The organism is Streptomyces sp. NPDC042100 (assembly GCF_055582325.1).
Genome location: NZ_JBVJDK010000001.1, coordinates 300019 through 324860 on the forward strand (window position 1 = coordinate 300019; position 24842 = coordinate 324860).

Annotated in this window: 23 protein-coding genes; 13 read left to right on the forward strand and 10 right to left on the reverse strand. The window is 74.3% G+C overall.

The window, feature by feature from the left end; translation table 11 throughout:
* Positions 1-62 precede the first annotated feature (62 nt).
* The 4 genes from ACZ6J5_RS01430 (at position 63) to ACZ6J5_RS01445 (ending at position 4143) form a co-directional block, all read left to right on the forward strand.
* Positions 63-1253, forward strand: coding sequence for an amidohydrolase family protein (locus tag ACZ6J5_RS01430; RefSeq protein WP_469386500.1), 1191 nt, complete (start codon positions 63-65; stop codon positions 1251-1253).
* Positions 1253-2386 carry an acyl-CoA dehydrogenase gene (locus ACZ6J5_RS01435; protein ID WP_469386502.1) on the forward strand — a complete coding sequence of 378 codons (1134 nt, stop codon included), beginning with the start codon at positions 1253-1255 and terminating at the stop codon, positions 2384-2386. The genes ACZ6J5_RS01430 and ACZ6J5_RS01435 overlap by 1 nt, the downstream gene beginning before the upstream one ends.
* Before the next feature lie 8 nt (positions 2387-2394).
* Positions 2395-3342, forward strand: a complete 948-nt coding sequence (locus ACZ6J5_RS01440) for an acyl-CoA dehydrogenase family protein (protein ID WP_469386504.1) — start codon at positions 2395-2397, stop codon at positions 3340-3342.
* Between the two features lie 366 nt (positions 3343-3708).
* Positions 3709-4143, forward strand: coding sequence for an ATP-binding protein (locus ACZ6J5_RS01445; RefSeq protein WP_469386506.1), 435 nt, complete (start codon positions 3709-3711; stop codon positions 4141-4143).
* Between the two features lie 137 nt (positions 4144-4280).
* On the opposite strand, the gene ACZ6J5_RS01450 is transcribed toward ACZ6J5_RS01445, so the two are convergent.
* A complete protein-coding gene (locus tag ACZ6J5_RS01450) occupies positions 4281-5219 on the reverse strand; it encodes a cyclase family protein (RefSeq protein ID WP_469386508.1) in 939 nt (312 codons plus the stop codon).
* Positions 5220-5319: 100 nt separating this feature from the next.
* Between ACZ6J5_RS01450 and ACZ6J5_RS01455 the strand changes: the two genes are divergently transcribed.
* Together ACZ6J5_RS01455 and ACZ6J5_RS01460 are read left to right on the forward strand one after the other, a co-directional pair.
* Entirely contained in the window at positions 5320-6246 is a 927-nt protein-coding gene (locus tag ACZ6J5_RS01455; RefSeq protein WP_469386509.1) for an SDR family oxidoreductase, read from the forward strand.
* A 2-nt stretch (positions 6247-6248) separates the two neighbouring features.
* Complete coding sequence (locus ACZ6J5_RS01460; protein ID WP_469386511.1) at positions 6249-7298, forward strand: Zn-dependent alcohol dehydrogenase; 1050 nt, start codon at positions 6249-6251, stop codon at positions 7296-7298.
* 9 nt (positions 7299-7307) lie between these two features.
* Here ACZ6J5_RS01460 and ACZ6J5_RS01465 read toward each other — a convergent pair whose 3' ends face one another.
* The gene (locus ACZ6J5_RS01465; protein ID WP_469386513.1) at positions 7308-8312 is read right to left on the reverse strand and encodes a GlxA family transcriptional regulator; all 1005 of its coding nucleotides are present in this window, start codon (positions 8310-8312) and stop codon (positions 7308-7310) included.
* A gap of 62 nt (positions 8313-8374) precedes the next feature.
* Here ACZ6J5_RS01465 and ACZ6J5_RS01470 point away from each other — a divergent pair, with 62 nt between their 5' ends.
* The gene (locus tag ACZ6J5_RS01470; protein ID WP_469386515.1) at positions 8375-9658 is read left to right on the forward strand and encodes an MFS transporter; all 1284 of its coding nucleotides are present in this window, start codon (positions 8375-8377) and stop codon (positions 9656-9658) included.
* Positions 9659-9771: 113 nt separating this feature from the next.
* Positions 9772-11094, forward strand: a complete 1323-nt coding sequence (locus tag ACZ6J5_RS01475; RefSeq protein ID WP_469386517.1) for an MFS transporter — start codon at positions 9772-9774, stop codon at positions 11092-11094.
* On the opposite strand, the gene ACZ6J5_RS01480 is transcribed toward ACZ6J5_RS01475, so the two are convergent.
* The 6 genes from ACZ6J5_RS01480 to ACZ6J5_RS01505 form a co-directional block, all read right to left on the reverse strand.
* The gene (locus ACZ6J5_RS01480) at positions 11091-11693 is read right to left on the reverse strand and encodes a flavin reductase family protein (protein WP_469387410.1); all 603 of its coding nucleotides are present in this window, start codon (positions 11691-11693) and stop codon (positions 11091-11093) included. The genes ACZ6J5_RS01475 and ACZ6J5_RS01480 overlap by 4 nt on opposite strands.
* Before the next feature lie 115 nt (positions 11694-11808).
* The gene (locus ACZ6J5_RS01485; RefSeq protein WP_469386519.1) at positions 11809-12924 is read right to left on the reverse strand and encodes a CU044_5270 family protein; all 1116 of its coding nucleotides are present in this window, start codon (positions 12922-12924) and stop codon (positions 11809-11811) included.
* Positions 12921-13541: an RNA polymerase sigma factor gene (locus ACZ6J5_RS01490; RefSeq protein ID WP_469386521.1), complete on the reverse strand. Its 621-nt coding sequence runs from the start codon at positions 13539-13541 to the stop codon at positions 12921-12923. Before ACZ6J5_RS01490 ends, ACZ6J5_RS01485 begins: the two co-directional genes overlap by 4 nt.
* 254 nt (positions 13542-13795) lie before the next feature.
* Positions 13796-14590: an enoyl-CoA hydratase/isomerase family protein gene (locus ACZ6J5_RS01495; RefSeq protein WP_469386523.1), complete on the reverse strand. Its 795-nt coding sequence runs from the start codon at positions 14588-14590 to the stop codon at positions 13796-13798.
* A 23-nt stretch (positions 14591-14613) separates the two neighbouring features.
* Positions 14614-16848: an acetate--CoA ligase family protein gene (locus tag ACZ6J5_RS01500; protein ID WP_469386524.1), complete on the reverse strand. Its 2235-nt coding sequence runs from the start codon at positions 16846-16848 to the stop codon at positions 14614-14616.
* A gap of 190 nt (positions 16849-17038) precedes the next feature.
* Positions 17039-18229: a flavin-containing monooxygenase gene (locus ACZ6J5_RS01505; protein WP_469386526.1), complete on the reverse strand. Its 1191-nt coding sequence runs from the start codon at positions 18227-18229 to the stop codon at positions 17039-17041.
* A gap of 168 nt (positions 18230-18397) precedes the next feature.
* Here ACZ6J5_RS01505 and ACZ6J5_RS01510 point away from each other — a divergent pair, with 168 nt between their 5' ends.
* Positions 18398-18847, forward strand: coding sequence for a DoxX family membrane protein (locus ACZ6J5_RS01510; RefSeq protein ID WP_469386528.1), 450 nt, complete (start codon positions 18398-18400; stop codon positions 18845-18847).
* Positions 18847-19248: a Zn-ribbon domain-containing OB-fold protein gene (locus tag ACZ6J5_RS01515; RefSeq protein WP_469386530.1), complete on the forward strand. Its 402-nt coding sequence runs from the start codon at positions 18847-18849 to the stop codon at positions 19246-19248. The genes ACZ6J5_RS01510 and ACZ6J5_RS01515 overlap by 1 nt, the downstream gene beginning before the upstream one ends.
* Before the next feature lie 106 nt (positions 19249-19354).
* On the opposite strand, the gene ACZ6J5_RS01520 is transcribed toward ACZ6J5_RS01515, so the two are convergent.
* Positions 19355-20236: an AraC family transcriptional regulator gene (locus ACZ6J5_RS01520; RefSeq protein ID WP_469386531.1), complete on the reverse strand. Its 882-nt coding sequence runs from the start codon at positions 20234-20236 to the stop codon at positions 19355-19357.
* A gap of 212 nt (positions 20237-20448) precedes the next feature.
* Here ACZ6J5_RS01520 and ACZ6J5_RS01525 point away from each other — a divergent pair, with 212 nt between their 5' ends.
* The 3 genes from ACZ6J5_RS01525 (at position 20449) to ACZ6J5_RS01535 (ending at position 23594) form a co-directional block, all read left to right on the forward strand.
* Positions 20449-21201: a MerR family transcriptional regulator gene (locus tag ACZ6J5_RS01525; protein WP_469386533.1), complete on the forward strand. Its 753-nt coding sequence runs from the start codon at positions 20449-20451 to the stop codon at positions 21199-21201.
* 109 nt (positions 21202-21310) lie between these two features.
* The gene (locus ACZ6J5_RS01530) at positions 21311-22552 is read left to right on the forward strand and encodes a glycosyltransferase (protein ID WP_469386535.1); all 1242 of its coding nucleotides are present in this window, start codon (positions 21311-21313) and stop codon (positions 22550-22552) included.
* Positions 22553-22562: 10 nt separating this feature from the next.
* Positions 22563-23594, forward strand: a complete 1032-nt coding sequence (locus tag ACZ6J5_RS01535; RefSeq protein WP_469386537.1) for a quinone oxidoreductase family protein — start codon at positions 22563-22565, stop codon at positions 23592-23594.
* A gap of 34 nt (positions 23595-23628) precedes the next feature.
* On the opposite strand, the gene ACZ6J5_RS01540 is transcribed toward ACZ6J5_RS01535, so the two are convergent.
* The gene (locus tag ACZ6J5_RS01540) at positions 23629-24807 is read right to left on the reverse strand and encodes an alkene reductase (protein ID WP_469386539.1); all 1179 of its coding nucleotides are present in this window, start codon (positions 24805-24807) and stop codon (positions 23629-23631) included.
* Between the last annotated feature and the right edge of the window lie 35 nt (positions 24808-24842).

A 24842-nucleotide genomic window follows, 5' to 3' on the forward strand; every position in this document is an offset into this window, starting at 1 on the left:
GGGCGCGGGGCTAGCCTGGCCTCATCAGATCTGACGGGTCATCAGAAACGGGAGAGGGCTCCATGACGGAACTGCCCCGCATCATCAGCGTCGACGACCACGTGATCGAGCCGGCCCACCTCTTCGACACCTGGCTGCCGGCCAGGTACCGGGACCGGGGGCCCAAGGCCCTCACCGCCGGGATCGGCGAGCTCGCCTATGTCGGCGGCAAGTACCAGATCACGATGGACCCCGAAGGGCCGCCCACCGACTGGTGGATCTACGAGGACCTCAGGTTCCCGTACAAGCGCAACATCGCCGCCGTCGGCTTCGACCGCGACGACATGACGCTGGAGGGGATCACCCGGGCGGAGATGCGGCGCGGCTGCTGGGACCCCAAGGCCCGGCTCGCGGACATGGACCTCAACCACGTCGAGGCGTCCCTCTGCTTCCCCACCTTCCCCCGCTTCTGCGGCCAGACCTTCGCCGAGGCCAAGGACAAGGAGGTCGCCCTCGCCTGCGTCCGCGCCTACAACGACTGGATGGTCGAGGAGTGGTGCGGCGACAGCGGCGGCCGGCTGATCCCGCTGTGCATCATCCCGCTCTGGGACATCGACCTCGCCGTCGCCGAGATCCGCCGCAACGCCGCCCGAGGGGTCAAGGCCGTCACCTTCTCGGAGATCCCCACCCACCTCGGACTGCCGTCCATCCACTCCGGCTACTGGGACCCCTTCTTCGCCGTCTGCCAGGAGACCGGGACGGTGGTCAACATGCACATCGGGTCCAGCTCCCAGATGCCCGCCGCCTCGCCCGACGCCCCGCCCGCCGTCCAGGCCTCGCTCTCCTTCAACAACGCGATGGCCTCGATGATGGACTTCCTCTTCTCCGGCGTCCTCGTGAAGTTCCCCCGCCTCAAGCTCGCCTACAGCGAGGGCCAGATGGGCTGGATCCCGTACGCCCTGGAGCGCGCCGACGACGTGTGGGAGGAGCACCGCGCCTGGGGCGGGGTGCGCGACCTGATCCCCGAGCCGCCCTCCACCTACTACTACCGGCAGATCTTCTGCTGCTTCTTCCGCGACAAGCACGGCATCGCCTCGCTCGACGTCGTCGGCCGCGACAACGCCACCTTCGAGACCGACTACCCGCACGTCGACTCGACCTTCCCGCACACCAAGGAGGTCGCCCTCGACCACGTCAAGGGCCTCGACGACGAGACCGTCTACAAGCTCATGCGCGGCAACGCCATCCGGATGCTCGACCTCGGAATCGTCTGATGGAGCTCGCCTACACGCAGGAGGAGGAGGACTTCCGGGCGCGGCTGCGGGAGTGGCTCGCCGCCGCGCTGCCCGGCCTCCCGGAGAAGCCCGACCCGCTCGACTGGCCCGCCCGGCGCGCCTACGACTGCGGCTGGCAGCGGCGCCTCTACGACGCCGGGTACGGCCACGTCCACTGGGACGCCTCGCCGACCCAGCGGCTCATCTTCCTGGAGGAGACCGAGCGGGCCGGCGCCCCCTACGTCGGCGCCAACTTCGTCGGACTGCTGCACGCCGGGCCCACCATCGCCGCCGAGGGCACCCCCGAACAGCGCGAGCGCTGGCTGGAGCCCGTGCTGCGCGGCGACGAGGTCTGGTGCCAGGGCTTCAGCGAACCGGGCGCCGGCTCCGACCTCGCCGCCCTGCGCACCCGCGCGGTCCGCGACGGCGACCACTACGTCGTCACCGGCCAGAAGATCTGGACCTCGCACGCCGAGGCCGCCGACTGGTGCGAACTCCTCGTCCGCACCGACCCCGACGCGCCGAAGCACCGGGGCATCAGCTGGCTCGCCATGCCCATGGACGCGCCCGGGATCACCGTCCGGCCGCTGCGCACCCTCGCCGGGTCCACCGAGTTCGCCGAGGTCTTCCTGGACGAGGTGCGGGTGCCCGTCTCCCACCGGGTCGGCGCCGAGAACGACGGCTGGCGGGTCACCATGGTCACCCTCTCCTTCGAGCGCGGCACCGCCTTCGTCGGCGAGGTCGTCGCCTGCCGCCGCGTCCTCGGCGAGCTCGCCCGTGCCGCCCGGAAGAACGGCACCTGGGACGACCCGGTGCTGCGCCGCGGGCTCGGCAGGCTCGGCGCCGAGTTCCAGGCGCTGTGGCGGCTCACCCAGTGGAACGTCAGCGAGGCCCAGGCGAGCGGCGGCGTCCCCGGCACCGGCGGCTCCGTCTTCAAGCTGCGCTACTCGCACGCCCGCCAGGAGCTGTACGACACGGCCGCCGAGGTCCTCGGTCCCGAGGCGCTCGACCTCGGCCGCGAGTGGAACCAGGACCGGCTGTCCTCGCTCTCGTACACGATCGCCGCGGGCACCTCGCAGATCCAGCGGAACATCGTCGCCGAGCGCATCCTCGGCCTTCCGAAGGGCCGGTGAAGCCGACCGTGGACTTCCGACTCACCGAGGACCAGCGGGCGCTCAAGCGGGGCGTGCGCGAGCTGCTCGACGGGCGGTTCGGCCGGGAGGCGCTGCGGGCGGCCGTGGACGCCGGGGGTGTCCTCGACCGGGAGCTGTGGCGCGAGCTCGGCGCCGCCGGGTTCTTCGCGCTGCGGCTGCCGGAGGCGGCGGGCGGCGTCGGACTCGGCCTGCCCGAGGCGGTGCTGGTGTTCGAGGAGGCCGGCCGCGCGCTGCTGCCCGGCCCGCTGATCGCCACCCATCTGGCGGCGGGCCGGGTGCCCGGCGCGGCGGAGGGGGACGCGGTCGTGACCGCCGTCGGCGCGGGCGGGCTCGTGGAGTGGCTGGAGGCGGCGGATGTCGTGGACTCGGGGGAGACCCCCGGCGGCCTCGGCGGCCCGGACGGCCCCGGCGGGTCTGGCGGCCTCGGCGGGCCCGGCGGCCTCGCCGCCGTCCCCCTGCGGTCCGTGGATCCGCTGACGCCGCTGCACCGGGTGCCCGGCGGCGCCCCGCCGCCCGCCGACCCGGCCGTCCTCCACGAGACGTCCCTGCTCACCGCCGCCGAGCAGCTCGGCTCCGCCGCCCGCACCACCGAGCTCGCCGTCGGGTACGCCCGTACCCGTGAGCAGTTCGGGCAGCCCATCGGCGCCTTCCAAGCCGTCAAGCATCTGTGCGCGCGGATGCTCGTACGAACGGAGGTCGCCCGCGTCGCCGTCTACGCGGCGGCCGTCACCGCCGACCCGGTGGAGATCGCCGGGGCCCGGCTGCTCGCCGACGAGGCGGCGGCCGGCTGCGCCCGGGACTGCCTCCAGGTGCACGGCGGCATGGGCTTCACCTGGGAGGCGGACGTGCACCTGCACCTCAAGCGGGCCTGGGTGCGGTCCCGCCGGGGGCTGTCGGGGGCGGCGGCGGAGGAGCTGGTGGCCAGCGCTCTGTAGCGGAGGTGTCACCCAGCGTCGATACCTTGTTGTGTCCTTCGGCGCGGCCGTCACGGGCCGGAGTCGGCCTCCGGCTCCGGTACGCTCCGTGGGATGCGAGTGCTTGTGAGCCCGGATCACACCGGTGTCGCCGACGGGGCGGCCCCGGAGCCGGGAATGCCCGCCGCTCGCGCCTCTCGGCGCCGTGGCACGCGCCTCTGTTCGACTCCCCGCGACGTGCGTCGCACAGTATGGACCATGCGTACTCCTTCGCGCTGGAATATGCCCGAAGCGCTTGTTGCGGTGACTGTACGTCAACCATGCTGTCCCGTAAGGGAATCACGTTCCGTTAGGTCGTCGAGGACGCCGGTTCGGATGGTGTGAACGGTGCAGGTGCTTCAGGTTCAGTTGGAGGTCGGACCCGATCCGGCCGAGGTGGGACGCGCCCGGCGCTGGGCGCGCTCGCGGCTGGCCGGGTCGGGGATAGGGGACGACGAGTCGCTGGCGGACACGCTGGTGCTGCTCATCTCCGAGCTCGTGACCAACGCGGTGGTCCACACGGGCTGCCCGGCCGTGCTGCGGATGCTCTTCGGCGGGGCGGGGGTGCGGGTCGAGGTCGCCGACGCGAGCGACCGCCCGCCGAAGCCCCGGCACGCCGAGGGTGACGACACCAACGGGCGCGGTCTGGAGCTGGTGGACGGCCTGGCCGACCGGTGGGGCTGGGAGCGCGAGGGCGCCGGCAAGAGCATCTGGTGCGAGGTGGACCGGGCCCCGGCGGCCGGCCGCGTCGCGGGGGGCTCACCCTCCCGGGTGCACTGTTGACGGTTCGTGCCGGATTGATCACCCTTGGGTGAGCGATCCGTACGGCGAGGGGAGTCGAGGGGCGTGGCCCCTCGGCGAGCGCGGGTCGTGTCGGGTGGCGGAGTCCCCCGCGGCGTCTCGCGCGCGCGGGGGTCCGCTCAGAGCACGGCCACGGGCGCCACGGGCGTGCCGGTGCCGCCCACGAAGGGCTCGGGCATCGCGGAGAGCAGGAACGCGTAGCGCCCCTCTTGTGCACAGGCTGTGGACAACTCCTCCAGATTCCAGTTCTGGCCCTGGAGCATCCCCATCTCGACCAGGTCGAGCGCGTGCACGGGCAGCCACAGGTTCTCGATCTCCGGCGGGAAGATCTCGAAGGTGAGCGTGTCGTTGGCGACCGCCGCCACGTCCCTCGTGTGGAACCACTCGGGCGTCCGGACGGAGAGGCCCGGCGAGGGGAAGGCGTAGCCGTGCTTGTCCCCGGCGAGATACGCCTGGACCTGCCCGGTCCGTACGAGCACGATGTCGCCCGCGCGTACGGTCACCCCGCCGAACTCCGCCGCCTCGTCCAGGTCTTCGGGGGTGACGGCGTGCTCCCCGGGCAGCCGGTCCAGCCCCTTGGCGGCGGCCACGTCGAGCAGCACCCCCCGGCTCACCAGGTGCCGGGCGGTGTGGATGCCGCTGTACTGGGAGCGCCCGTGCGGGGTGATGGTGTCGGCGGGGCGCCCGTTGTAGATGCGGCCCGAGTGGGAGACGTGGGTGAGGGCGTCCCAGTGGGTGCCGGCCTGGAGGCCGAGGGTCACGGCGTCGTCGCTGGTGGCCACGGTGCCGGGGCCGAAGAGCTCCTGGTTGACCTGGACCATGACGTGGAGCGGGTTGACCCGGCCGGGGATCATGCCGGTCTGCACGCCGTCCTGGTGGAGCGGGAGGGCGAGCGGGATCCGGCGGCCGGTCCGGACGGTGGCGGCGGCCTCCCGGACCACCTCGTCGGTGATCAGGTTGAGGGTGCCGATCTCGTCGTCCCGCCCCCAGCGGCCCCAGTTGTTGACGCGCTTGGCGATCTCGTGGAATTCCGGCGGGAGTGCGCTGGGCGAAGACATCGGGCCTCCGGGGTCTTGTTTTCCGGTATCTGACGGGCCGTAGAATCCTGACGACGAACGAATCTAACGGACCGTCAGAAACCGCGGGAAGGGGCCGGTCGTGGGGAACTTCTTGGCAGGGAAGGTCGTCGCCGTCACGGGGGCGGGGCGGGGGATCGGCCGCGCGGTCGCCCTCGCCTGCGCCGCGGAGGGCGCGCGGGTGATCGTCAACGACTACGGGGTCTCCATCGAGGGCGGCGAGCCGACCAGCGAGATCGCGGAGTCCGTCGTGAAGGAGATCGAGGCCGCGGGCGGCGCGGCGGTGGCCGTCGCCGACGACATCTCGACCATGGCGGGCGGACAGCGCGTGGTCGACGTGGCGCTCGCCGAGTACGGCCGGATCGACGGGGTCGTCTGCGTCGCCGGGATCCTGCGCGAGCGGATGCTGTTCAACATGTCCGAGGAGGAGTGGGACCCCGTCGTCGCCACCCACCTCAAGGGCACCTTCACCGTCTTCCGCGCCGCCTCCGCCGTGATGCGCCGCCAGGGCTGCGGCACCCTCGTCGGCTTCACCAGCGGCAACCACCAGGGCTCGGTCGCGCAGGCCAACTACTCGGCCGCCAAGGGCGGCATCATCTCGCTGGTCCGCTCGGCGGCGCTGGGGCTGCACAAGTACGGCGTCACGGCCAACGCGGTCGCGCCCGTCGCCCGTACCCGCATGTCGGCCAACGTGCCGATGGAGCTCAAGGAGATCGGCGAGCCCGAGGACGTCGCCGCGCTCGTCGTCTACCTGCTCTCCGACCGGGCGAAGGCGGAGAAGATCACCGGGCAGGTCTACACGATCGCCGGCCCCAAGATCGCCGTCTGGGCGCAGCCGCGCGAGCTGCGCGCCGGGTACGCGGAGGGCGGCGGCTGGACGCCGGAGCGGATCGCCGACTTCCTGCCCGGCACGGTGGGCACCGACCCGATGCCGATGCTCCAGCGGCTGGAGGAGATGGCGCGCGCGGCTGCCGCCGGGGACCGCCCCAACTCCCGTAAGGAGGGCTGACCATGAGAGGCGTGGTGTTCGACGGGAAGCGGGTCGAGGTCGTCGACGACCTGGCCGTCCGCGATCCCGGGCCGGGCGAGGTGCTGGTCTCCGTGGCCGCCGCCGGGCTCTGCCACAGCGACCTGTCGGTCGTGGACGGCACGATCCCCTTCCCCGCGCCCGTCGTCCTCGGCCACGAGGGCGCCGGGGTGGTGGCGGCGGTCGGCCCCGGGGTGACGCACGTCGTGCCGGGCGACCACGTGGCCCTGTCCACCCTCGCCAACTGCGGGGCCTGCGCCGACTGCGACCGGGGGCGTCCGACGATGTGCCGCAAGGCGATCGGGATGCCGGGGCAGCCGTTCTCGCGGGACGGGAAGCCGCTGTTCCAGTTCGCCTCGAACTCGTCGTTCGCGGAGCGGACGGTCGTCAAGGCGGTCCAGGCGGTGAAGATCCCGAAGGAGATCCCGCTGACCTCGGCCGCGCTCATGGGCTGCGGGGTCCTGACCGGCGTCGGCGCCGTCCTCAACCGGGCCCGGGTGGACCGGGGCGAGACCGTCGTGGTCATCGGCACCGGCGGCATCGGCCTCAACGTCCTCCAGGGCGCCCGGATCGCCGGCGCCACGACGATCGTCGCCGTGGACACCAACCCGGCGAAGGAGCCGGTGGCCCGGGACTTCGGCGCCACCCACTTCCTCACCTCGACGGACGCGGTGCGCGAGATCCTGCCCAGCGGCGCCGACCACGTCTTCGAGTGCGTGGGCCACACCGGGCTCGTCCGCACCGCGATCGACCTGCTGGACCGGCACGGGCAGGCGGTCCTGCTCGGGATGACCGCCCCGAAGGCCGAGGCCAGCTTCCCGCCCGCCGCGATGTTCCTGGACAAGTCGATCCTGGGCTGCCGCTACGGCTCCTCCCGCCCCCAGAAGGACATCGCCCTCTACGCCGACCTCTACCTCTCCGGCCGGCTCCTGCTCGACGAGCTCGTCACCGCCACCTACCCGGTGGAGGACTTCGCGCGGGCGGCGGAGGACGCGGAGCGGGGGAAGGTGGCGCGGGGGGTGCTGACCTTCTGAGCCGGGGGGCTACGACAGGTCCTGGCCCGCCGCGCCCGCCGTCGTGCGGAAGGTGCGGCGGTACGCGGTCGGGGTGACGCCGATCGCGGCCTGGAGGTGCGTCCGCAGGGACTGCGGGGTGCCGAAGCCCGCGTCGTGGGCTATCCGGTCGACCGGGAGGCCGGTGGTCTCCAGGAGGTGGCGGGCGCGCTCCACGCGCTGGCCGGTGAGCCACTGGCCGGGGGAGACGCCGACCTCCTCGCGGAAGCGGCGGGTGAAGGTGCGCACGCTCATCGACTCCCGCACGGCCAGGTCCCGGAGCTGGATCGGCTCGTGGAGGTGGGCGAGGGCCCAGGCGCGGGCGGCGGCGGTGGTCGAGGTCCCCGGTTCGGGCAGCGGGCGGGCGATGTACTGGGCCTGCCCGCCGTCCCGGTGCGGGGGCACGACCGTGCGCCGGGCCACGTCGTTGGCCACGGCCGTGCCGTGGTCGCGGCGCACGATGTGCAGGCACAGGTCGATCCCGGCGGCCACCCCGGCCGAGGTCAGCACGTCGCCGTCGTCCACGAAGAGGACGTCCGCGTCCACCCGCACCCGGGGGAAGAGCCGCTGGAAGTGGTCGGCGGAGGACCAGTGGGTGGTGGCCGGGCGCCCGTCGAGCCAGCCCGCGGCGGCCAGCACGTAGCCGCCGGTGCAGATGGAGACGAGCCGGGTGCCGGGCCGGACGTGCGCGAGGGCCGCCGCCAGCTCCTCGGTCAGCCGGCCCTCCTCGTAGACCGGGCCGAGCTCGTACGAGGCGGGGACGACGACCGTGTCGGCGGTGCCCAGGGCCTCCGGGCCGTGCTCGACGTGGACGGCGAAGTCGGCGTCCGTGCGGACCGGACCGGCGGCCGTGCCGCAGGTGACGATCTCGTACAGGGGCCGCCCGGCGGGGTCCTTGGCGCGGCCGAAGATGCGGTGCGGGATGCCCAGCTCGAACGGGAGCAGTCCCGGCAGCGCCAGGACGGCGACCCGGTGGGGTCGTGTGCTGCTGCTCAACCCTGCTCGTCCTCCGAAATTGATTGGTGGTCCAGACCAATTGCTGATACGTGTGTGTACTCGTGACGGACAACACGTACAAGTCTGAGGCCGCCGGGCGGATTCCCGCCCCCGTCGAGCCGCCCGCACCCGTCGGAGGGCCCGCCCTCACCGAGCCGCCCGGCCTCTGGAACCGTAACTTCCGGCTCTTCTTCGTCGCCCGCGCGGTCGCCGTGTTCGGCGAGGGCATGGTCCCCGTCGCCTTCGCCGCCGGACTCATCGGCGCGGGCCACTCCGGCGCCACCGTCGGCTACGCGCTCGGCCTGTGGACCGCCTCCTTCGCCGTCTTCGTGCTCTTCGGCGGCGTCCTCGCCGACCGCTTCACCGCGCGGCGCATGATGATCATCGCCGACCTGCTCCGGCTGCCGGGCGCGGCGCTGCTCGCCGTCACCTTCGCGCTCGGCAGCCCACCGCTGTGGGCCGTGTACGCGCTCTCCGCCGTCAGCGGCATCGGCGCCGCCCTGTTCCAGCCCGGCGTCGCCTCCACGATCCCGCGCATCGCGCCCGACGTGCAGCGGGCCAACGCGGTGCTGCGGGTCGTCGAGGCGCTGATGGCGATGGCGGGCCCGGCCGTCGCCGGTCTGCTCGTCGCGCTCTGGAACGCGGGGGCCGCCTTCGCGCTGAACGCCGCCGTCTTCGCCGTCAGCGCCGCCTGCTTCCTCCTGATGCGGCTGGCGCCGGCCCCCTCCGACCAGGTCCGGCGCGGCTCGCTCTTCTCCGAACTCGGCCTCGGCTGGCGCGAGTTCCGCTCGCGGAGCTGGCTGTGGGGGGTCATCGCCATCTGGACCGTGTACGGGCTGACCGTCGCCGGTCCGATGGTCCCGCTCACCGCGACCCTGGTCACCGGGCAGCACGGCTCGGCGACGTACGGCGTGCTGATGGCGGTCAACGGGGCGGGCAGCGCGGTCGGCGGGCTGCTCGCGCTGCGGCTGCGCCCGGTCCGCCCGCTGGCGGCCGGCGCGGTCGCGCTGCTGGGCCTGCCGGTGAACCTGCTGCTGCTCGGCACGGACGCGGCCGTGCCGCTGCTGTACGCGGGCCAGTTCATCGGCGGCGCGGCCTTCGCGTTCTGGCTGGTGATGTGGTCCACGGCGGTCCAGACACACGTCCCGCAGGACGCGCTGAACCGGATGCACGCGTACGACGTGGCCGGATCCCTGCTGATGATGGGCGTCGGCCGGACCCTGTCGGGCCCGGTCGCGGCCGTGGTGGGCACGGAGCGGGTGCTGCTGGCGGGGGCGGGGATCGCGGTGCTGGTGGTGACGGCGCTGCTGCTGGTGCGGCCGATCAGGACGCTGCCGAGGGTGTAGGCGGGGGCGGGGGTGGTGCCGGTGCCGGTGCGGGGGCTGGTGGCCCGATCCGTTGCAAAGGCGGCCTTCGGGCCAATGGTGCCGGGGTGCTGCCTGGCCGGATCCTGTCTGACGTGAGCCAGACAACCGAGTCCTCCGCGCCGACCGTGCCGCCCGCCGCCCCCGGTCCCGCCGCCCGTGCCCCCCGCGTCCACCGCGCCTGGTTCGTCGCGGCGGTCACCTTCGTCACGATCATCGGGGCGGCGGCCTTCGCCTCCCTGCCGGGTCTGCTGATCGAGCCGCTGCACGGCGAGTTCGCGTGGTCGCGCGGCACGATCGGCTTCGCGGTCTCGGTGAACCTCGCGCTCTACGGCCTGACGGCGCCGTTCGCCGCCGCCCTGATGGACCGCTTCGGCATCCGGAGGGTCGTGGCGCTGGCCCTGACCGTCATCGCGGCCGGCTCCGTCCTCACCGTCTGGATGACGGCCGCCTGGCAGCTGGTGCTGTTCTGGGGCGTGCTGGTCGGCCTCGGCAGCGGCTCGATGGCCCTGGCCTTCGCGGCGACCGTCACCAACCGCTGGTTCGTGGCCAGGCGCGGCCTGGTCACCGGCATCCTGACCGCCGCCGGCGCCTCCGGCCAACTGGTCTTCCTGCCGCTGCTGTCCTGGCTGGTCGAGCACCACGGCTGGCGCCCCGCCGCCGTCACGGTCGCGCTGGCCGCGCTCGCCGTCGTCCCGTTCGTCTGGCTGCTGCTGCGCGACCATCCGGCGGACGTGGGCCTGGCCCCGTACGGCGGGGAGTACGCGCCGAAGCCCGCCCCGGTCACCGGCGCGGCCCGGCGCGCGGTCACCGTCCTCGTCAAGGCGGCCCGCACGGGCCCCTTCTGGCTCCTCGCGGGCACCTTCGCGATCTGTGGCGCCTCGACGAACGGCCTGGTGAAGACCCACTTCGTGCCCGCGGCGCACGACCACGGGATGCCGGTGACGGCGGCGGCCGGACTGCTCGCGGTGATCGGCGTGTTCGACGTCGTCGGCACGATCGCCTCCGGCTGGTTCACCGACCGCTTCGAGGCCCGCCGGCTGCTGGCCGTCTACTACGCGCTGCGCGGGATCTCGCTGCTCTTCCTCCCGATGCTGCTGGCGCCCGCCGTGCACCCGCCGATGCTCTTCTTCATCGTCTTCTACGGGCTGGACTGGGTCGCCACGGTCCCGCCGACGATCGCGCTGTGCCGCGAGCACTACGGCGAGGACAGCGCCATCGTCTTCGGCTGGGTCCTCGCCTCCCACCAGGTCGGCGCCGCCGCGGTCGCCTTCGCGGGCGGCCTGGCCCGCGACGTCTTCGGCTCCTACGACCCCGTCTGGTACGCCTCGGGCGCCCTGTGCGCGGCGGCGGCCCTGATGGCCCTGGTGATCCGCCGGAGCGGGGTGCCCGCCACCCCGGGCCCGGCCGCCCCCTAGGACGGCTCCTGGTCGGCGAACCGCCCGAACCGCCCCCGGTGGAACAGCAGCGGGTCCGCCGTGCCGTCCGTGGCGCCCAGGGCGTCCACGCGGCCGACCACGATGAGGTGGTCGCCGCCCGTGTGGACGGTGGCGATCGTGCAGTCCAGCCACGCCGGGGCGGCCGGCAGCCGGGGGGATCCGGTGGTCGGGGCGGGGACCCAGTCCACGCCCGCGAACTTGTCCGCGCCGCTCACCGCGAAGGACCGGCACAGCCCGCCCTGCTCGGCCCCCAGGACGTTGACGCAGAAGGTGCCCGCGCGGGCGATCCTGGGCCAGGTCGTCGAGGTGCGGGCGACCATGAAGGCGATCAGCGGCGGGTCCAGCGAGAGCGAGGCGAAGGACTGGCAGGCGAAGCCGGCCGGTCCCTCGGCGTCCAGGGCCGTCACGATCGTGACCCCGCTCGCGAAGTGCCCGAGCACGCGCCGGAACTCGGCGGGATCCACCGGCAGCCGCTCGTCGTCCCGCACGGCGCGCAGCGCGGGCCGGGGGAGGGGCAGGGGTTCCACGGCCGTGGGCGCACCGGCCGACCTGAGGTATCGGACGGCGGTGGCCGCCATCCCAGCGTGTCCCATCATGCGGAACAGTGAAGCTGACGAACCGTCAGATGAGAAGCCCTGCGGCGCCCTCTCTGACCCCGCGCTCGCATGGCTGTGGCGGGACCGGTGCCGAAGGTCAGCCGGCTGTACCGGGAGAGGGCTTCTGGCCGGCCTTGTCGACGACGGCGCGTTCGGTCACGGCGGTGCTGACGAGGATGCGTCCGGCTTTGCCACCGGCGCTGTCGTCGTCGATGAGGACGGTCCGCTCGCCGAGGTAGGTGAGCTTGTCCTTGTCGAAGATCCATTCGGTGCGCCGGTTGCCGTGGTCCTGGCTGACGGCCACGCCGTGCCGGCCGGACGCGTCCACGGCGTCGTCCACGACGTTCACCCCGGGGATCTTGGCCGCGGCCTTGTAGAGTGCCGCCCCGATCCGCGGGGGCATCAGGGACTCGCGCAGCGCGTCGCCGATCGTCTGGAACGCTTCCTGGTCGGGGTTGAGGTTCTTGTCCACGCCGGTGTTCTGGGCGTAGACGGCTGTCAGCAGGGCGTCGGGGTCGGTGGGCAGGGAGGCCAGGTACGTGTAGGTGGGCAGCTGGAGGGAGGGCTCGGTGTTCTTGCCGAGGTTGGCGCCTCCCTCACCGGACCGTTCGGTGAGGAGACCGTCGCGGCTGCCGTCGACGGAGAACCATGCCTGTCGGGGGTGGGTGGTCCCGGTGCCGTCGTCGTTGTACTGGGCCTTGGCGCCGTCGCCGTCGGCGCCGATCTTCTTGCTCACGCCGTAGACCTGGCTGGCGATGTAGATGTACTGGTCGTCACGGACCTGCGGGGCAGGGGTGCCGGCGGCGACGGCGGCGATGCGGGTCAGCAGCTGGACGGCCTGGGGTGACGCGCCGCCGGGCCCGCGCTCGCCGGCCGAGCCGCCCGGAGCACTGGCCGTCGGAGGGACCGTGGTCGGGGCCTGGGAACCGACCACGGCCACCGCGATGACCGCGGCCATCGCCCCCGCGGCCAGCGACGCCCCGAGGACCAGTCGGCGCCGGGGGCGGCCGGGGGCGGCCGCGTCGGCCAGGCGCCGGCGTGGTCCGCCCGGCTGGTGGGAGGTGTGGGTGGTGTCCTGGTCGATCTGTCGCATGAGGAGTTCCTTGTGGTGGAGGTGGCGGCCCGGCGGCAGGTCCCGTTCGGCCGGGGCCGGCAGCAGCCGGGCCGTCTCCTCGCGCTCGGCCTGGTCGGGCCGGTACGGGGTGGCGTTCATCGGGCTCCCTCTTGGACGGACAGGGCCGCGAACGCGGCCTCACTCTCTACCTCTCCGCGCCCCGGACGCGGTTCCCGCTTTTCTTCGGCCAGTCGCCGGTCGGTCAGGTCCCGCAGCCTGACCCGGGCGCGCGACAGGCGCGAGCGCACAGTGCCCACCGGTACCCCCAGCGCGTCAGCGGCCTGCTGGTAGTCCAACCCCGACCACACGCACAGCGCCAGCACCTCCCTCTCCTGACGGCGCAGGCCCCGCACCGCCCGGTGAACCGCGTCCAGGCGACGGGCGTCGTCGATCCGCCCGGCCGCCTCGTCCGCGAAGTCCTCCACCGGCTCCGGGGCGGGCACCCGGGCCAGGAAGGCGAAACGCCGGCGGACACCGCGTCTGGCGTTGTGCGCCTTGTTCGTCGCGATCCCCAGCAGCCACGGCCGCAGCGATCCCCCCTCCTCTCCGACCTTCTCCCTCGTCCGCCAGGCGTCCAGGAACGTCGCCGACATGACGTCCTCGGCCACCGACCAGTCGCCGGTCAGCCGGAAGGCATGGTTGTACACCGCCTTCGCGTACCGCTCATAGAGCTCGCCGAACGCCTCGCGATCGCCCGCGCGTATCCGCTCCCGCATCCCATCTCCTCACTCACGCCCGCACCGGGCCGTATCACCTTCTCTCTCCGCACACCCAGCGAGGTTCCCGGAACGGCACCAAGAAGCTGAGAAACCATGGAAAACGAAGCCCACGGCGCAGCACGACCGGGCACCTGCCGCACCTGCCGCACCTGCCCGCAGCACCCCGCGCGGGACTCCCGCCGTTCCCCACGCACGCGAGACGGACCGGGACACCAGAAGCGCGGGCATCGGGCGCGCCCCTCCGCCGGGGCTCAGCGCCCCTCGTACGCCGGGGTGCGGCGCTCCACGAAGGCCGCCACCCCCTCCTGCGCGTCCCGCGTCGTCATGCACAGCTCCTGGGCGTCCGCCTCCGCCGCGAAGGCGGAGGCCCGGTCGCCGTCCAGGGACGCGTTCACCAGCCGCTTGGTCAGCGCCAGTGCCCGCGTCGGGCCCTCGGCCAGCCGCTCGGCCCACTCGCGGGCGGTCTTCTCCAGCTCCGGGGCCGGCACCACCCGGTTCACCAGGCCCAGCTCCCGGGCCTGCTCCGCCGGGACCGCGTCGCCGAAGAACATCAGCTCCTTCGCCCGCCGCGGGCCGACCAGCCGCGTCAGCAGGTACGCCCCGCCGCCGTCCGGCACGATCCCGCGCCGGGCGAACACCTCCACGAACGTCGCGGAGTCCGCCGCGAGCACCAGGTCGCAGGCGAAGGCGAGGTGCGCGCCGATCCCCGCCGCCGTGCCGTTCACCGCCGCGATCACCGGCTTCTCGCAGTCCATGACCGCCGCGATGAACCGCTGGGCGCCCCGCCGGATCATCCGGGCCACGTCTCCCTGCACCCGCTCGCCCGCCGGGGCGGCGGGGCCGCCGCGCAGGTCCGCGCCCGCGCAGAAGCCGCGCCCGGTGGCCGTGATCACCACCGCCCGGACCGCCGGGTCGGCGGAGGCGTCGGCGAGGAGCGAGATGATCCGCTCCCGCTGGTCCCAGGTGACCGCGTTCATCGCCTCGGGCCGGTTGAGCGTGATCCACGCGACGCCGTTCGTCACGGCGTGCAGGACGTCCTGCGACATGGGTTCCCCTTCGGGCCTGCCGCCTACCGGCACACCGCGAGCGCGTCCAGGGCCACCGCGCCCTGGCCCCTCGGCAGCACCATCAGCGGGTTGATGTCCAGCTCGGCGAGTTCGCCGTCCAGTTCGAGGGCCATCCGCTGCACCCGCAGCACCACCTCCACCAGCGCGTCCACGTCGGCCGCCGGGGCTCCCCGTACGCCGTCCAGGAGGGCCCGGCCGCGCAGTTCGTCCAGCATGTCCCGGGCCTCGCGCTCGCCGAAGGGCGGCACCCGCACCGCGGCGTCGTTGAGGACCTCCACCAGGACGCCGCCGAGCCCGACGGTGACGGTCGGCCCGAAGAGCGGGTCGCGGGTCACGCCCACCACCATCTCGACCCCGCGCGGCACCATCTGGCAGACCAGGATCCCGTCCAGGTCGATGCCCTCGAAGCGGGCGATGTCGGTGAGTTCGCGGTACGTGTCGCGGATCTGGCTCGCCGAGGTCAGCCCGACCTTCACCAGGCCCAGCTCCGTCTTGTGGGCGAGCTGCGCGCCCGAGGCCTTCATGACGACCGGGTAGCCGACCAGCCCCGCCGCCCGCACGGCCGCCGCCGCGCTGGTCACCAGCTGCTCGCGCGGCACCCGGATCCCGTACGCCCGCAGCAGCTGCTTCGCCGCGTGCTCGCTCAGCCGGTGGCCGGGCCGCATCAGGGCCTGCGCCTTGCGGAAGGACGGCGAGGGGGTGCGCGGGGCCTCGTCGAAGGGGGAGCGGTAGCCGGTGGTGAAGCGGTGGTGGTCGAGGTAGGCCTTCACGGCGCCGATGCAGTTGCCGAAGGTGCGGAAGGTGGCGACCCGGGAGGAGCCGAGCAGCGTGGTCCGGTAGGCGTCCTCGGTGCCGACCGGCGAGCCCCACACCACGCAGACCAGTTTGTCGGTCGCCTCGGCCGCGTCCACCAGGTCCTGCGCCAGCTTGTCGCTCATGGGCGGGAAGGGGCCGGTGATCGGACAGATCAGGACGCCGACCTCGGGGTCGGCGAGGATCGCGTCGATGATCTTCCGGCCGCGCCAGTCGCCCACCGGGTGGCCGCCGTTGTCGACCGGGTTGGCCACGCTCAGGTACGGCGGGATCCACTGGTGCAGCTCGTCCTGCTTCTCCTCGGAGAGGGTCGGCAGGCTGAGCCCCGCCGCCGTGGCGAGGTCGGAGAAGTGGGCGCCGGTGCCGCCGGAGATGGAGTAGACGACGACCCCGTCGGCGAGCGGCCTGCGGGCCCGGGCGAGCAGCGCGGCGGTGTCCTGGAGCTGGTCGAGCCCGTCGACCCGGATGACGCCGAACTGGCGCATGGCCGCGTCCACGACCTGGTCCGCCCCGGTCAGCTTGCCGGTGTGGGAGGCGGCCATCCGGGCCCCCGCCTCGGTGCGGCCGACCTTGACGGCGACGACCGGCACCCCGCGCCGGGCGGCCTGGTCGGCGGCGAGCAGGAAGGAGCGCCCGTCCTTGAGCCCCTCCACGTAGCAGGCGATGGCGCCGACCTCGGGCCGGTGCGCGAAGTACGAGAGGAAGTCGGCGGTCTCCAGGTCGGCCTCGTTGCCGGTGGGCGCCCAGTGCGAGAGCCGGACGCCCAGTTCCTGCATGGTGAAGACGGGCCGGCCCTGGTGTCCGGACTGGGTGATGAGCGCGACGGCGGGGCCGTCCAGGTCCTCGCGGAAGCGCTCGAAGGCGTTGAGGTTGGTGTTGGGGCCGAGCAGCCGCAGCCCGGAGCGGCCCACGGCGGCGGCGAGCCGCTCCTGCGCGGCGGCGCCCGCCTCCCCGGTCTCGGCGAAGCCGGAGGCGAAGGCGACGGCGAACCGCACCTTGGCCTCGGCCAGTTGCTCGATGACCGGCAGCGGGTCGGCGACCAGCAGCACGGCGAGGTCGACACCCGCGCCGAGCGCGCCGAGCTCGGTGACGGAGGCGACGCAGTCGATGCCGAAGACGCTCGTACGGGTCGGATGGACGGGCACCACCCGGGCGCCGACCCGGCCGGCCCAGTCGAGGAGCTGGCGGGTGATCCCGGTGTTGGGCCGCCCCTCGGTGTCCGAGGCGCCGACGACGGCCACCACCTCGGGCCGGAAGAACCGGTCGAGGTCGGGGACCGGCGCGTGCAGGGGGCGCCCGCTGACGTCCGTGTCGCCCTCGACGGCGGTGACGCCGTGGACGGCGGTCCGGGCGGGCTCCTCGCCGCAGGCGACGACGCGAGCGCGGAGGTCCGTGGTGAAGGTGCCGTGAGTCGATCCAAGCATCGTGGTAGCTCCGCCCGTCCGTCCGCCGTCTCGTCCCTGACGCATAGTCAGATTACAGAACTGACGGGGAGTCAGGAATGCCCGTGCAGCGAACTGTGACCGGGCGGGACCGGGCGGGACCGGGCGGGACCGGACGGGACCGGGCGGGCGCCGGTCACCGTGCGGCGCGGCGCGGCCCGCCCCGGCCCGCTCATTCGACGAGTCCGGCGCTCCCGCCCGCCCGCGCGATCCGCCGGGCGATCCGCTCGGCGTCCAGCGCCATCTCACGGAACATCCCGCTGATCGGATTGGTGAAGCCCTGGAAGTAGAGCCCCGGCGCCCCGGCCGGGCAGCGCGCCCCGCGTGCCACCGGCCGCCCGTTCCCGTCGAGTACGCCGAGATGCCCGAGCAGCGGTTCCAGGGCCCGCTCGTAGCCGGTGGCGGCGATGACGGCGTCCGGGGTGATCCGCGAGCCGTCGGCGAGCACCACGGCGTCCCCGTCGAAGGACGCCACGGCGGCGACCGGCTCCACCGCCCCGGACCTCACCGCGGCGACCAGCCCGACGTCCTGCACCGGGATCGCGCCCTGCCGCACCCGGGAGTAGAGCCCGCCGGCCGGCCGGGGCATCCCGTGCGCGGAGAGGTCGGGGGTCAGCAGCGGCCCGAGCAGCGTGGTGATCCGGTCCACCAGCCGCACCGGCAGCCGCCGCACCAGGATGCCGGTGCGCTGGCTCGGCCAGCCCGCCGTGGCCCGGCGCACGATGTACGGGGCGGTGCGCACGGCGAGCCGCACCCGGGCGGCGCCGCCCTCGGCGAGGTCCGCCGCGATCTCGGCCCCGGTGTTGCCGACGCCGACGACGAGGACGTCCCTGCCCTCGTACGGCCCGGGCTCGCGGTAGGCGCTCGCGTGCACGAGGTCCCGGTCCCGGAGGTAGGCGTCGAGGCCGGGCCAGCCGGGTATCCGGGGCGTGTGGTTGTAGCCGGTGGCGACGACGACGGCGGAGCCGGTGAGCCGCCGCCCGCCGGTGGCGTGCAGCACCCAGCCGCCGCCCGGCGCCCCGTCGGCCGGGTCCGCCCCCGCGCGCTCGATCCGGTCCACCTCGACCCCGGTGACGATCTCCAGGTCGTGGAACTCGGCGTACTTCTCCAGGTACCGCACCACGTCCGCGCGGGCCGGCCAGCGCCCGAAGGAGCGGGGCATCCGCAGTCCGGGCAGCCCGGAGAGGCGGCGGGTGGTGTGCAGCCGCAGCCGGGCGTAGTGGCGGCGCCAGGAGGCGCCCACGGCGTCCGTCTTCTCCAGGACGACGGCCCGCACGCCCCGCGCGCGCAGGGCCGCGGCGACGGCGAGGCCGCCGGGGCCGCCGCCGATGACGTAGACGGGGTGGGTCTGGGGGGTGGTCATGAACGCCGAGCGTAATGACGTGGACACGCCGTGGGTCTCGGTCAAGAGGGGGTTCGGTTGCGAATCGGTCACGCGTGCGGGGGTCTTGCGGAGCCCCGCCCGATCCGCTGAACTGACGCAGGAACTGACGACACGTCAGATTCATCCCGGGAAGGACGGACGGACCACATGCAGACGATCTGGCTCACCGGCGCCGAATGGCTCGCCGTCCTCCGCATCGGCCTCGGCCTGTGGTGGCTGGAGAGCTGGCGGCACAAGGACAAGAAGGGCTGGTTCGAGCGCGGCACCGGCATCGCGTGGGCGGCGGACGTGGCAGGCAAGCACAAGTGGCCGCAGGTCAAGAAGGGTTTCGAGGCCGTCGTCGCGCCGCGCCCCAAGCTCATGGCGTACGTCGTCGTCTACGCCGAACTCGCCCTCGGCCTCGGCCTGGTCAGCGGCTTCCTCACCCCGGTCGCCCTCGTCGGGGGCCTGCTCCTCAACCTCCTCTACCTCACCCTGATGATCCACGACTGGGCCGAGCAGGGGCAGAACGCGATGATGGCGCTGATCTCGCTGGTCGCCCTCTTCGCGATGTCCTGGCAGACCTGGTCCCTCGACCACGCGATCGGACTCTTCTGATGACGGCCACCCCCGACATCGACACCGCCACCCGCCCCTACTGGGACGCCGCCGCCGAAGGCCGCCTCCTGCTCCGCCACTGCACCGCCTGCGACCGGCCGCACCACTACCCGCGCGAGTTCTGCCCGCACTGCTGGAGCGAGGCCGTCGAATGGCGCCCCGCCTCCGGCCGCGCCACGCTCTACACCTGGTCCGTCGTCCACCGCAACGACCTCCCGCCCTTCGGCGAGCGGGTCCCGTACACGGCGGCGGTGGTGGACCTGGCGGAGGGCCCCCGCATGATGACCGAGGTCGTCGACTGCCCGGAGGAGGCCCTCCGCGTCGGCATGGACCTGGAGGTCGCCTTCCGCCCGGAGGGCGAGGTACGGGTGCCGGTGTTCAGGCCGCGGGCGGCGGACTGATCCGCCCGCCCGGGGCCGCGGCGGCCGGACCGCCCCGGGGCCGCGGTGGCCGGACCGGCCCGCTCGCCCGGGGCCGTGGTGGCCGGACCGGTCCGCCCGCCCCGGTTCAGGCCCCGGCGGCCGTCCCGCTCCGCTCCACCGGGATCCACAGCTGCGAGTCCGTCTCCGCGCCGATCTCCACCGGCACCGTCCGCAGCAGCTCCGGGCCCGGGCGGCTCGCGTACGGGCCGGACGGGAACCACTGGGTGAAGACGTCCCGCCACAGCTCCTGGAGGGCGGCCGGGTAGGGCCCCCGGTCGTCGAAGACCGCCCAGGTCCCGGCCGGGACCTCCAGGGCCTCCAGCTCCCCGGCGGGCGTGCCGGGCGGGGTCACCACACCGATCCAGTAGTCCAGCTCGGTGCCCTCCTCCCGGCTCTCGGACAGGTGCACCGCCGCCGACAGGACGCCCGAGGGCTCCCCGTCCGCCAGCTCCTTCATCCGGGCGATCTCCCCCGGCTCCAGGCTCGCGACGAGCGCCGCCCCGGCCGGGTTGACCCCCTCGTGGACGAGCGGGATCCGGGCCTTCCGGCCGACGAACCGGAAGGCTTCCCTCTCGACGATCCGATACCGCATGGTGCTGCTCCCTTCGATGACGACCCGGAAGGACATCCGCGGCTGCGCCGTCAGCGCCGCGCCCGTGCGCCGCGCCTCGCCCGGCCCGATACCGTGCACCGACCGGAACGCCCGCGCGAACGCCTCGCCCGAGCCGTAGCCGTACCGCACCGCCACGTCGAGCAGCGTGCGCTCCCCGGCCAGCACCTCGGCCCCGGCCAGCGTCATCCGGCGCCGCCGCACGTACACGGACAGCGGCATCCCGGCGAGCGCCGAGAACAGGCGCCGGAAGTGGTACTCCGAGGTCATCGCGGTCCGGGCGAGCTCCGCCACGTCGAGCTCGCCGTCGAGACGGGACTCGATGTGGTCGAGGGCCTGGTTCAGCCGGTCGAGCACGGGTGCGGTTCCTTCCTCCTGATGTGTCCACCGTAGGAAGGGCCACCCTGCCAGGACCCGACGATCCCTGCCCGGAACGATCGGGGGGACGGCCGGGGCCGGCGCGGGCGCGGCCCGGGGCCCGACGGGGCTTGCGCTTGCCGCCGCGTCAACTCCTACGGTCGTGGTGTGGGGGCCGGACGGACCGGCCCCGGCGACGGAAGGACACCGCCATGGCCTGGTCGATCGCGGACGTGGCCCGCATGTCCGGGGTGACCTCCCGGACCCTGCGCCACTACGACGAGATCGGACTGCTGCCGCCGGCCTGGACCGCCTCCAACGGGCACCGCCACTACGAGCAGGACGAGCTGCTGCGCCTCCAGCAGATCCTGCTCATGCGCGAGCTCGGTGTCGGCCTCAAGGAGATCCGCGCCGTCCTGGACAGCAGCGCCGACCGGGTCGCCGTCCTCCGCGAGCACCACGAACGGCTCCTCGCGGAGTACGACCGGCTCGGCACCCTCGCCCGCACCGTCGCCCGCACCATCACCGAACTGGAGGAACACCCCATGGTGAAGATCAACCGGCCCGAGAACCTCTTCGAGGGCTTCGAGCCCGACCCCGGGCTGGAGGCCGAGGCCGAGCGCCGCTGGCCCGCCGCGTACGAGGAGTCCCGGCGCGCGACGGAGGGCGTCACCCCCGCCGACATGGAGCACTGGCAGCGCGAGGTCACGGCGCAGATGATCCGCTTCGCCGAGTTCATGGCCGCCGGCACCCCCGTCGACGACCCGGCCGTCCAGGCCGAGGTCGGGGCCCACCACCGCAACGTCAGCCGCTTCTGGACGCCGAACGCCGAGGCGTACAAGGGCCTCGCCGCGATGTACGTCGAGGACCCGCGCTTCCGCGAGAACTTCGAGAAGATCGCGGCCGGCCTCGCGGAGTACCAGCGGGACGCGATGCACGTGTACGCGGACACCCGGCTGTCCTGACCCGGACGGCCCGGACGGCCCGGACGGCCCGGACGGCCCGGACGGCCAGGCCGGCCAGGACCGCCCGGACAGGGGCGCGGGCGGCGGCGCGCCCGGGAGAATCGCCGCCATGCGCATCCTGATCCTCACCGCCGGTTCACGGGGAGACGTCGCCCCCTTCACCGGCCTCGGCCGCCGCCTCCAGGACGCCGGCCACCAGGTCGCCCTCGCCGCGCACGCGTGCTTCCGCCCCCTCGTCCAGGGCTGCGGCCTCGGCTTCCGCCCCGTCCCCGGCGACCCCCGGCGGCTCATCGAGGACTGGTCCCGCGCCGCCTCCCGCGCCGAGGTCCAGGCGCTGACCAGGGCGTACGCGGACGGGGTCGCCGACGGCGTGGCGGCAGCGGCGGCGTCCGGCACCGACCTCCTGCTCACCGCCTTCGGCCCGGCGCCCCTCGCGCGGGCGGCGGGGGAGGCGTACGGCGTCCCCGTCGTCGGCACCTATCTCACCCCGTCCGTCGCCACCGCCCGCTTCGCGCTGCCCACCGCCCGCGACACCTCGGCGGGCAACCTCGCCGCAGGTCAGGACGTGGTGCGCCGCGCGGGGGGCGCGTTCGCGGGCGCGGAGGCGCGGCTGCGCGCGGCCCTGGACCTGCCGCCGGAGCCGCCCCCCGGACGGGGGGCCCACCCCGTCTTCCACGGCTACAGCCCCCACGTCCTGCCCCGCCCGGACGACTGGCCCGACCACGTCGGCGTCTGCGGCTACTGGTGGCCCGCCCGCCCCGACGGCTGGCGACCGCCCCCCGAGCTCGCCGACTTCCTCGCGGCGGGCCCGCCCCCCGTCTTCCTCGGCTTCGGCAGCATGGCCCCCGGCACCGGCGACCGCCTCGGCGCGCTCGTCACGGAGGCCGTCCGGAAGGCGGGCGTCCGCGCCGTGGTCCAGGCGGGCTGGGCGGAGCTCACCGCCGCCGGTCCGGACCTCCTCCCCATCGGCGACGTCCCGCACGACTGGCTCTTCCCGCGCACCGCCGCCGTCGTCCACCACGCGGGCGCCGGGACCACCGGCGCCGCCCTGCGGGCCGGGGTGCCCGCCGTCGCCGTCCCCGTCATGGCCGACCAGCCCTTCTGGGCCCGCCGCCTCCGTGAACTCGGCGTCGCCCCACGCCCGTTGCCCTTCGCGGACCTGACCTCCGACGCTCTCGCCGCCGCCCTCACCGAGGCCACCACCGACCCGGCCCTCCGCACCCGCGCGCGGGCCCTGTCCCGGGCCCTCGCCGCGGAGGACGGCGCGGGCACGGTCCTGACCCACGTCGGCCGCGTCGGGGCCGGGAATCGGGGCGCCGCCGACGGGGTTGGCGGGGGGAGTGACGGTTGATCGGAGAGTCATGCGAGCGATACAGGTGTACGAAGCGGGCGGTCCCGAGGTGCTGCGCGAGGCCGAGGTGGACCAGCCGACGCCGGGTCCGGGCGAGGCGGTCGTGGCGGTCGCCGCGTCCGGGGTCAACTTCCTCGACGTCTACCACCGCGAAGGCCGCTACAGCCTCCCGCTGCCCTTCACCCCGGGCTCCGAGGGCGCCGGCACCGTCGTCGAGGTCGGCCCCGGCGTCACCGACGTCGCGGTCGGGGACCGGGTCGGCTGGGCGGAGATCCCCGGCTCGTACGCCGAGCGGGCCGTCGTGGACGCCGCCCGGCTGGTGCCGCTGCCCGACGACATCGGCTTCGAGACGGCCGCCTCCGTGCTCCTCCAGGGCATGACCGCGCACTACCTCGTCAAGGACGCCTACCCGGTCCGGGCGGGCGACACGGTCCTCGTGCACGCCGCAGCCGGTGGCATGGGGCTGCTGCTCACCCAGCTCGTCACCCGGCTCGGCGGCCGGGTGATCGGCACGGCGTCGACCCCGGAGAAGGCCGCACGCGCGAAGGGCGCCGGGGCCGCCGAGGTGATCCTCTCCTCCTCGGTCGACGACCTCGCGGCCGAGGTGCGGCGGCTCAACGGCGGTCAGGGACTGCCGGTCGTCTACGACGGCGTCGGCGCGCACACCTTCGACGCGAGCCTCGCGAGCCTGCGCCCCCGAGGCCACCTCGTGCTCTTCGGCGCGGCGAGCGGCGCCGTGCCGCCGTTCGACCCGATGCGGCTCGCGGGCGGCGGTTCGCTGACCCTGATCCGGCCCAGCCTCGGGGACTACGTCGCCGACCGGACCGAGCTGCTCCGGCGGGCCGCCGACGTCTTCGAGTGGGTGCGCTCGAAGACGCTCGACGTCACCGTGACCGGCCGCTACGCCCTGTCCGAGGCCGCACGGGCCCACGGCGACCTGGAGGCCCGCCGCACCACCGGCAAGCTGCTCCTCATACCCGGCGAGACACCCGGCGAGATGCCCGGCGAGATGCCCGGCGAGGCCGCCGCCGGACGCCGCTAGGAGCCGCGGAGCGGAGCGCGGGCGGCGCGCGCGCCTAGGCCGCCCGCGCCGCACCGGCGTCCACGACCGCGCCGCCCGCACCCGCACCCGCACCCGCACCCGCACCCGCACCCGCACCCGCACCCGCCCCCAGCGCCGGATAGTCGGTGTACCCCTCCGCCCCGCCCGCGTACATCAGCCCCCGCTCCCGCACCGGGTTCAGCGGCGCGCGGTCCCGCAGCCGGGCCACCAGGTCCGGGTTGGCGAGGAACGAGCGGCCCAGCGAGACCAGGTCCGCGCCCGCCGCCAGCAGCCGCTCGCCCGCCGCCCGGCCGCCGTCGGCGGGCAGCGGCCCGCCCCAGCCCAGCACCGGGTTGGCGATCAGCGCGCCCGGCCAGATCCGCCGGATCTCCCGGAACAGCGGCTGCTCCGGGTCCGCGAACACCACGTGCAGATACGCCGGACCCAGCTCCGCCAGCGCCGCCACCAGCGCCGGGTACAGGGCCTCCGTGTCGCCCTCCTCGACGCCGTTCACGCCCACCCCGGGCGAGATCCGCACCCCGACCCGCTCCGGCCCGACCGCCTCCGCGACCGCCCGCACCACCTCCACCACGAACCGGATCCGGTGCGCCACCGGCCCCCCGTACCCGTCCGTGCGCAGGTTGGTGTTCTTCGCCAGGAACTGGTGCAGCAGATAGCCGTTGGCCGCGTGCACCTCCACGCCCTCGAAGCCCGCCTCGACCGCCCGCCGGGCGGCGGCGGCGAAGTCCGCCACGGTCCGCCCGATCTCCGCCGCGTCCATCTCCCGGGGCACCACCGCCGGCCGCGGCCCGTCCGCCGTGTGCACGGCCTCGGGCAGCGCGACCGGCGAAGGGGCGACGGGGACGAGCCCGCTGGTGTCGGGGTGGCCGACCCGTCCGCCGTGCTGCAACTGCACGAACATCCTCCCTCCCGAGGCCCGTACCGCGTCGGTGACGCGCCGCCACCCCGCCACGTGAGCGTCGGCGTACAGCCCGGGGATGTTCGCGTACGTCTGCCCCACCGCGTTCGGCGTCGTCGCCTCCGCGATGATCAGCCCGGCCGTCGCCCGCTGCGCGTAGTACGTCTCCATCAGCGCGCTCGGCACGCCGTCCCCCTCGGCCCGGTTCCGCGTCAGCGGCGCCATGACCAGCCGGTTGGGAAGGGCCAGGGGGCCGAGGCGGGTGGGCTCGAAGAGGCTCGCTTCGTTCGTCATGCCGGTACCGTAGAAGGTGACATCAGTGTCAGGTT

Excerpts from the sequence above, each read along its gene's own strand:
- ACZ6J5_RS01430 (WP_469386500.1), top strand. The coding sequence starts at position 63 with ATGACGGAACTGCCCCGCATCATCAGCGTCGACGACCACGTGATCGAG.
- ACZ6J5_RS01435 (WP_469386502.1), top strand. The coding sequence starts at position 1,253 with ATGGAGCTCGCCTACACGCAGGAGGAGGAGGACTTCCGGGCGCGGCTG.
- ACZ6J5_RS01450 (WP_469386508.1), bottom strand. The coding sequence starts at position 5,219 with ATGTCTTCGCCCAGCGCACTCCCGCCGGAATTCCACGAGATCGCCAAG.
- ACZ6J5_RS01460 (WP_469386511.1), top strand. The coding sequence starts at position 6,249 with ATGAGAGGCGTGGTGTTCGACGGGAAGCGGGTCGAGGTCGTCGACGAC.
- ACZ6J5_RS01480 (WP_469387410.1), bottom strand. The coding sequence starts at position 11,693 with ATGGCGGCCACCGCCGTCCGATACCTCAGGTCGGCCGGTGCGCCCACG.
- ACZ6J5_RS01485 (WP_469386519.1), bottom strand. The coding sequence starts at position 12,924 with ATGAACGCCACCCCGTACCGGCCCGACCAGGCCGAGCGCGAGGAGACG.
- ACZ6J5_RS01490 (WP_469386521.1), bottom strand. The coding sequence starts at position 13,541 with ATGCGGGAGCGGATACGCGCGGGCGATCGCGAGGCGTTCGGCGAGCTC.
- ACZ6J5_RS01495 (WP_469386523.1), bottom strand. The coding sequence starts at position 14,590 with ATGTCGCAGGACGTCCTGCACGCCGTGACGAACGGCGTCGCGTGGATC.
- ACZ6J5_RS01500 (WP_469386524.1), bottom strand. The coding sequence starts at position 16,848 with ATGCTTGGATCGACTCACGGCACCTTCACCACGGACCTCCGCGCTCGC.
- ACZ6J5_RS01505 (WP_469386526.1), bottom strand. The coding sequence starts at position 18,229 with ATGACCACCCCCCAGACCCACCCCGTCTACGTCATCGGCGGCGGCCCC.
- ACZ6J5_RS01510 (WP_469386528.1), top strand. The coding sequence starts at position 18,398 with ATGCAGACGATCTGGCTCACCGGCGCCGAATGGCTCGCCGTCCTCCGC.
- ACZ6J5_RS01515 (WP_469386530.1), top strand. The coding sequence starts at position 18,847 with ATGACGGCCACCCCCGACATCGACACCGCCACCCGCCCCTACTGGGAC.
- ACZ6J5_RS01525 (WP_469386533.1), top strand. The coding sequence starts at position 20,449 with ATGGCCTGGTCGATCGCGGACGTGGCCCGCATGTCCGGGGTGACCTCC.
- ACZ6J5_RS01530 (WP_469386535.1), top strand. The coding sequence starts at position 21,311 with ATGCGCATCCTGATCCTCACCGCCGGTTCACGGGGAGACGTCGCCCCC.
- ACZ6J5_RS01535 (WP_469386537.1), top strand. The coding sequence starts at position 22,563 with ATGCGAGCGATACAGGTGTACGAAGCGGGCGGTCCCGAGGTGCTGCGC.
- ACZ6J5_RS01540 (WP_469386539.1), bottom strand. The coding sequence starts at position 24,807 with ATGACGAACGAAGCGAGCCTCTTCGAGCCCACCCGCCTCGGCCCCCTG.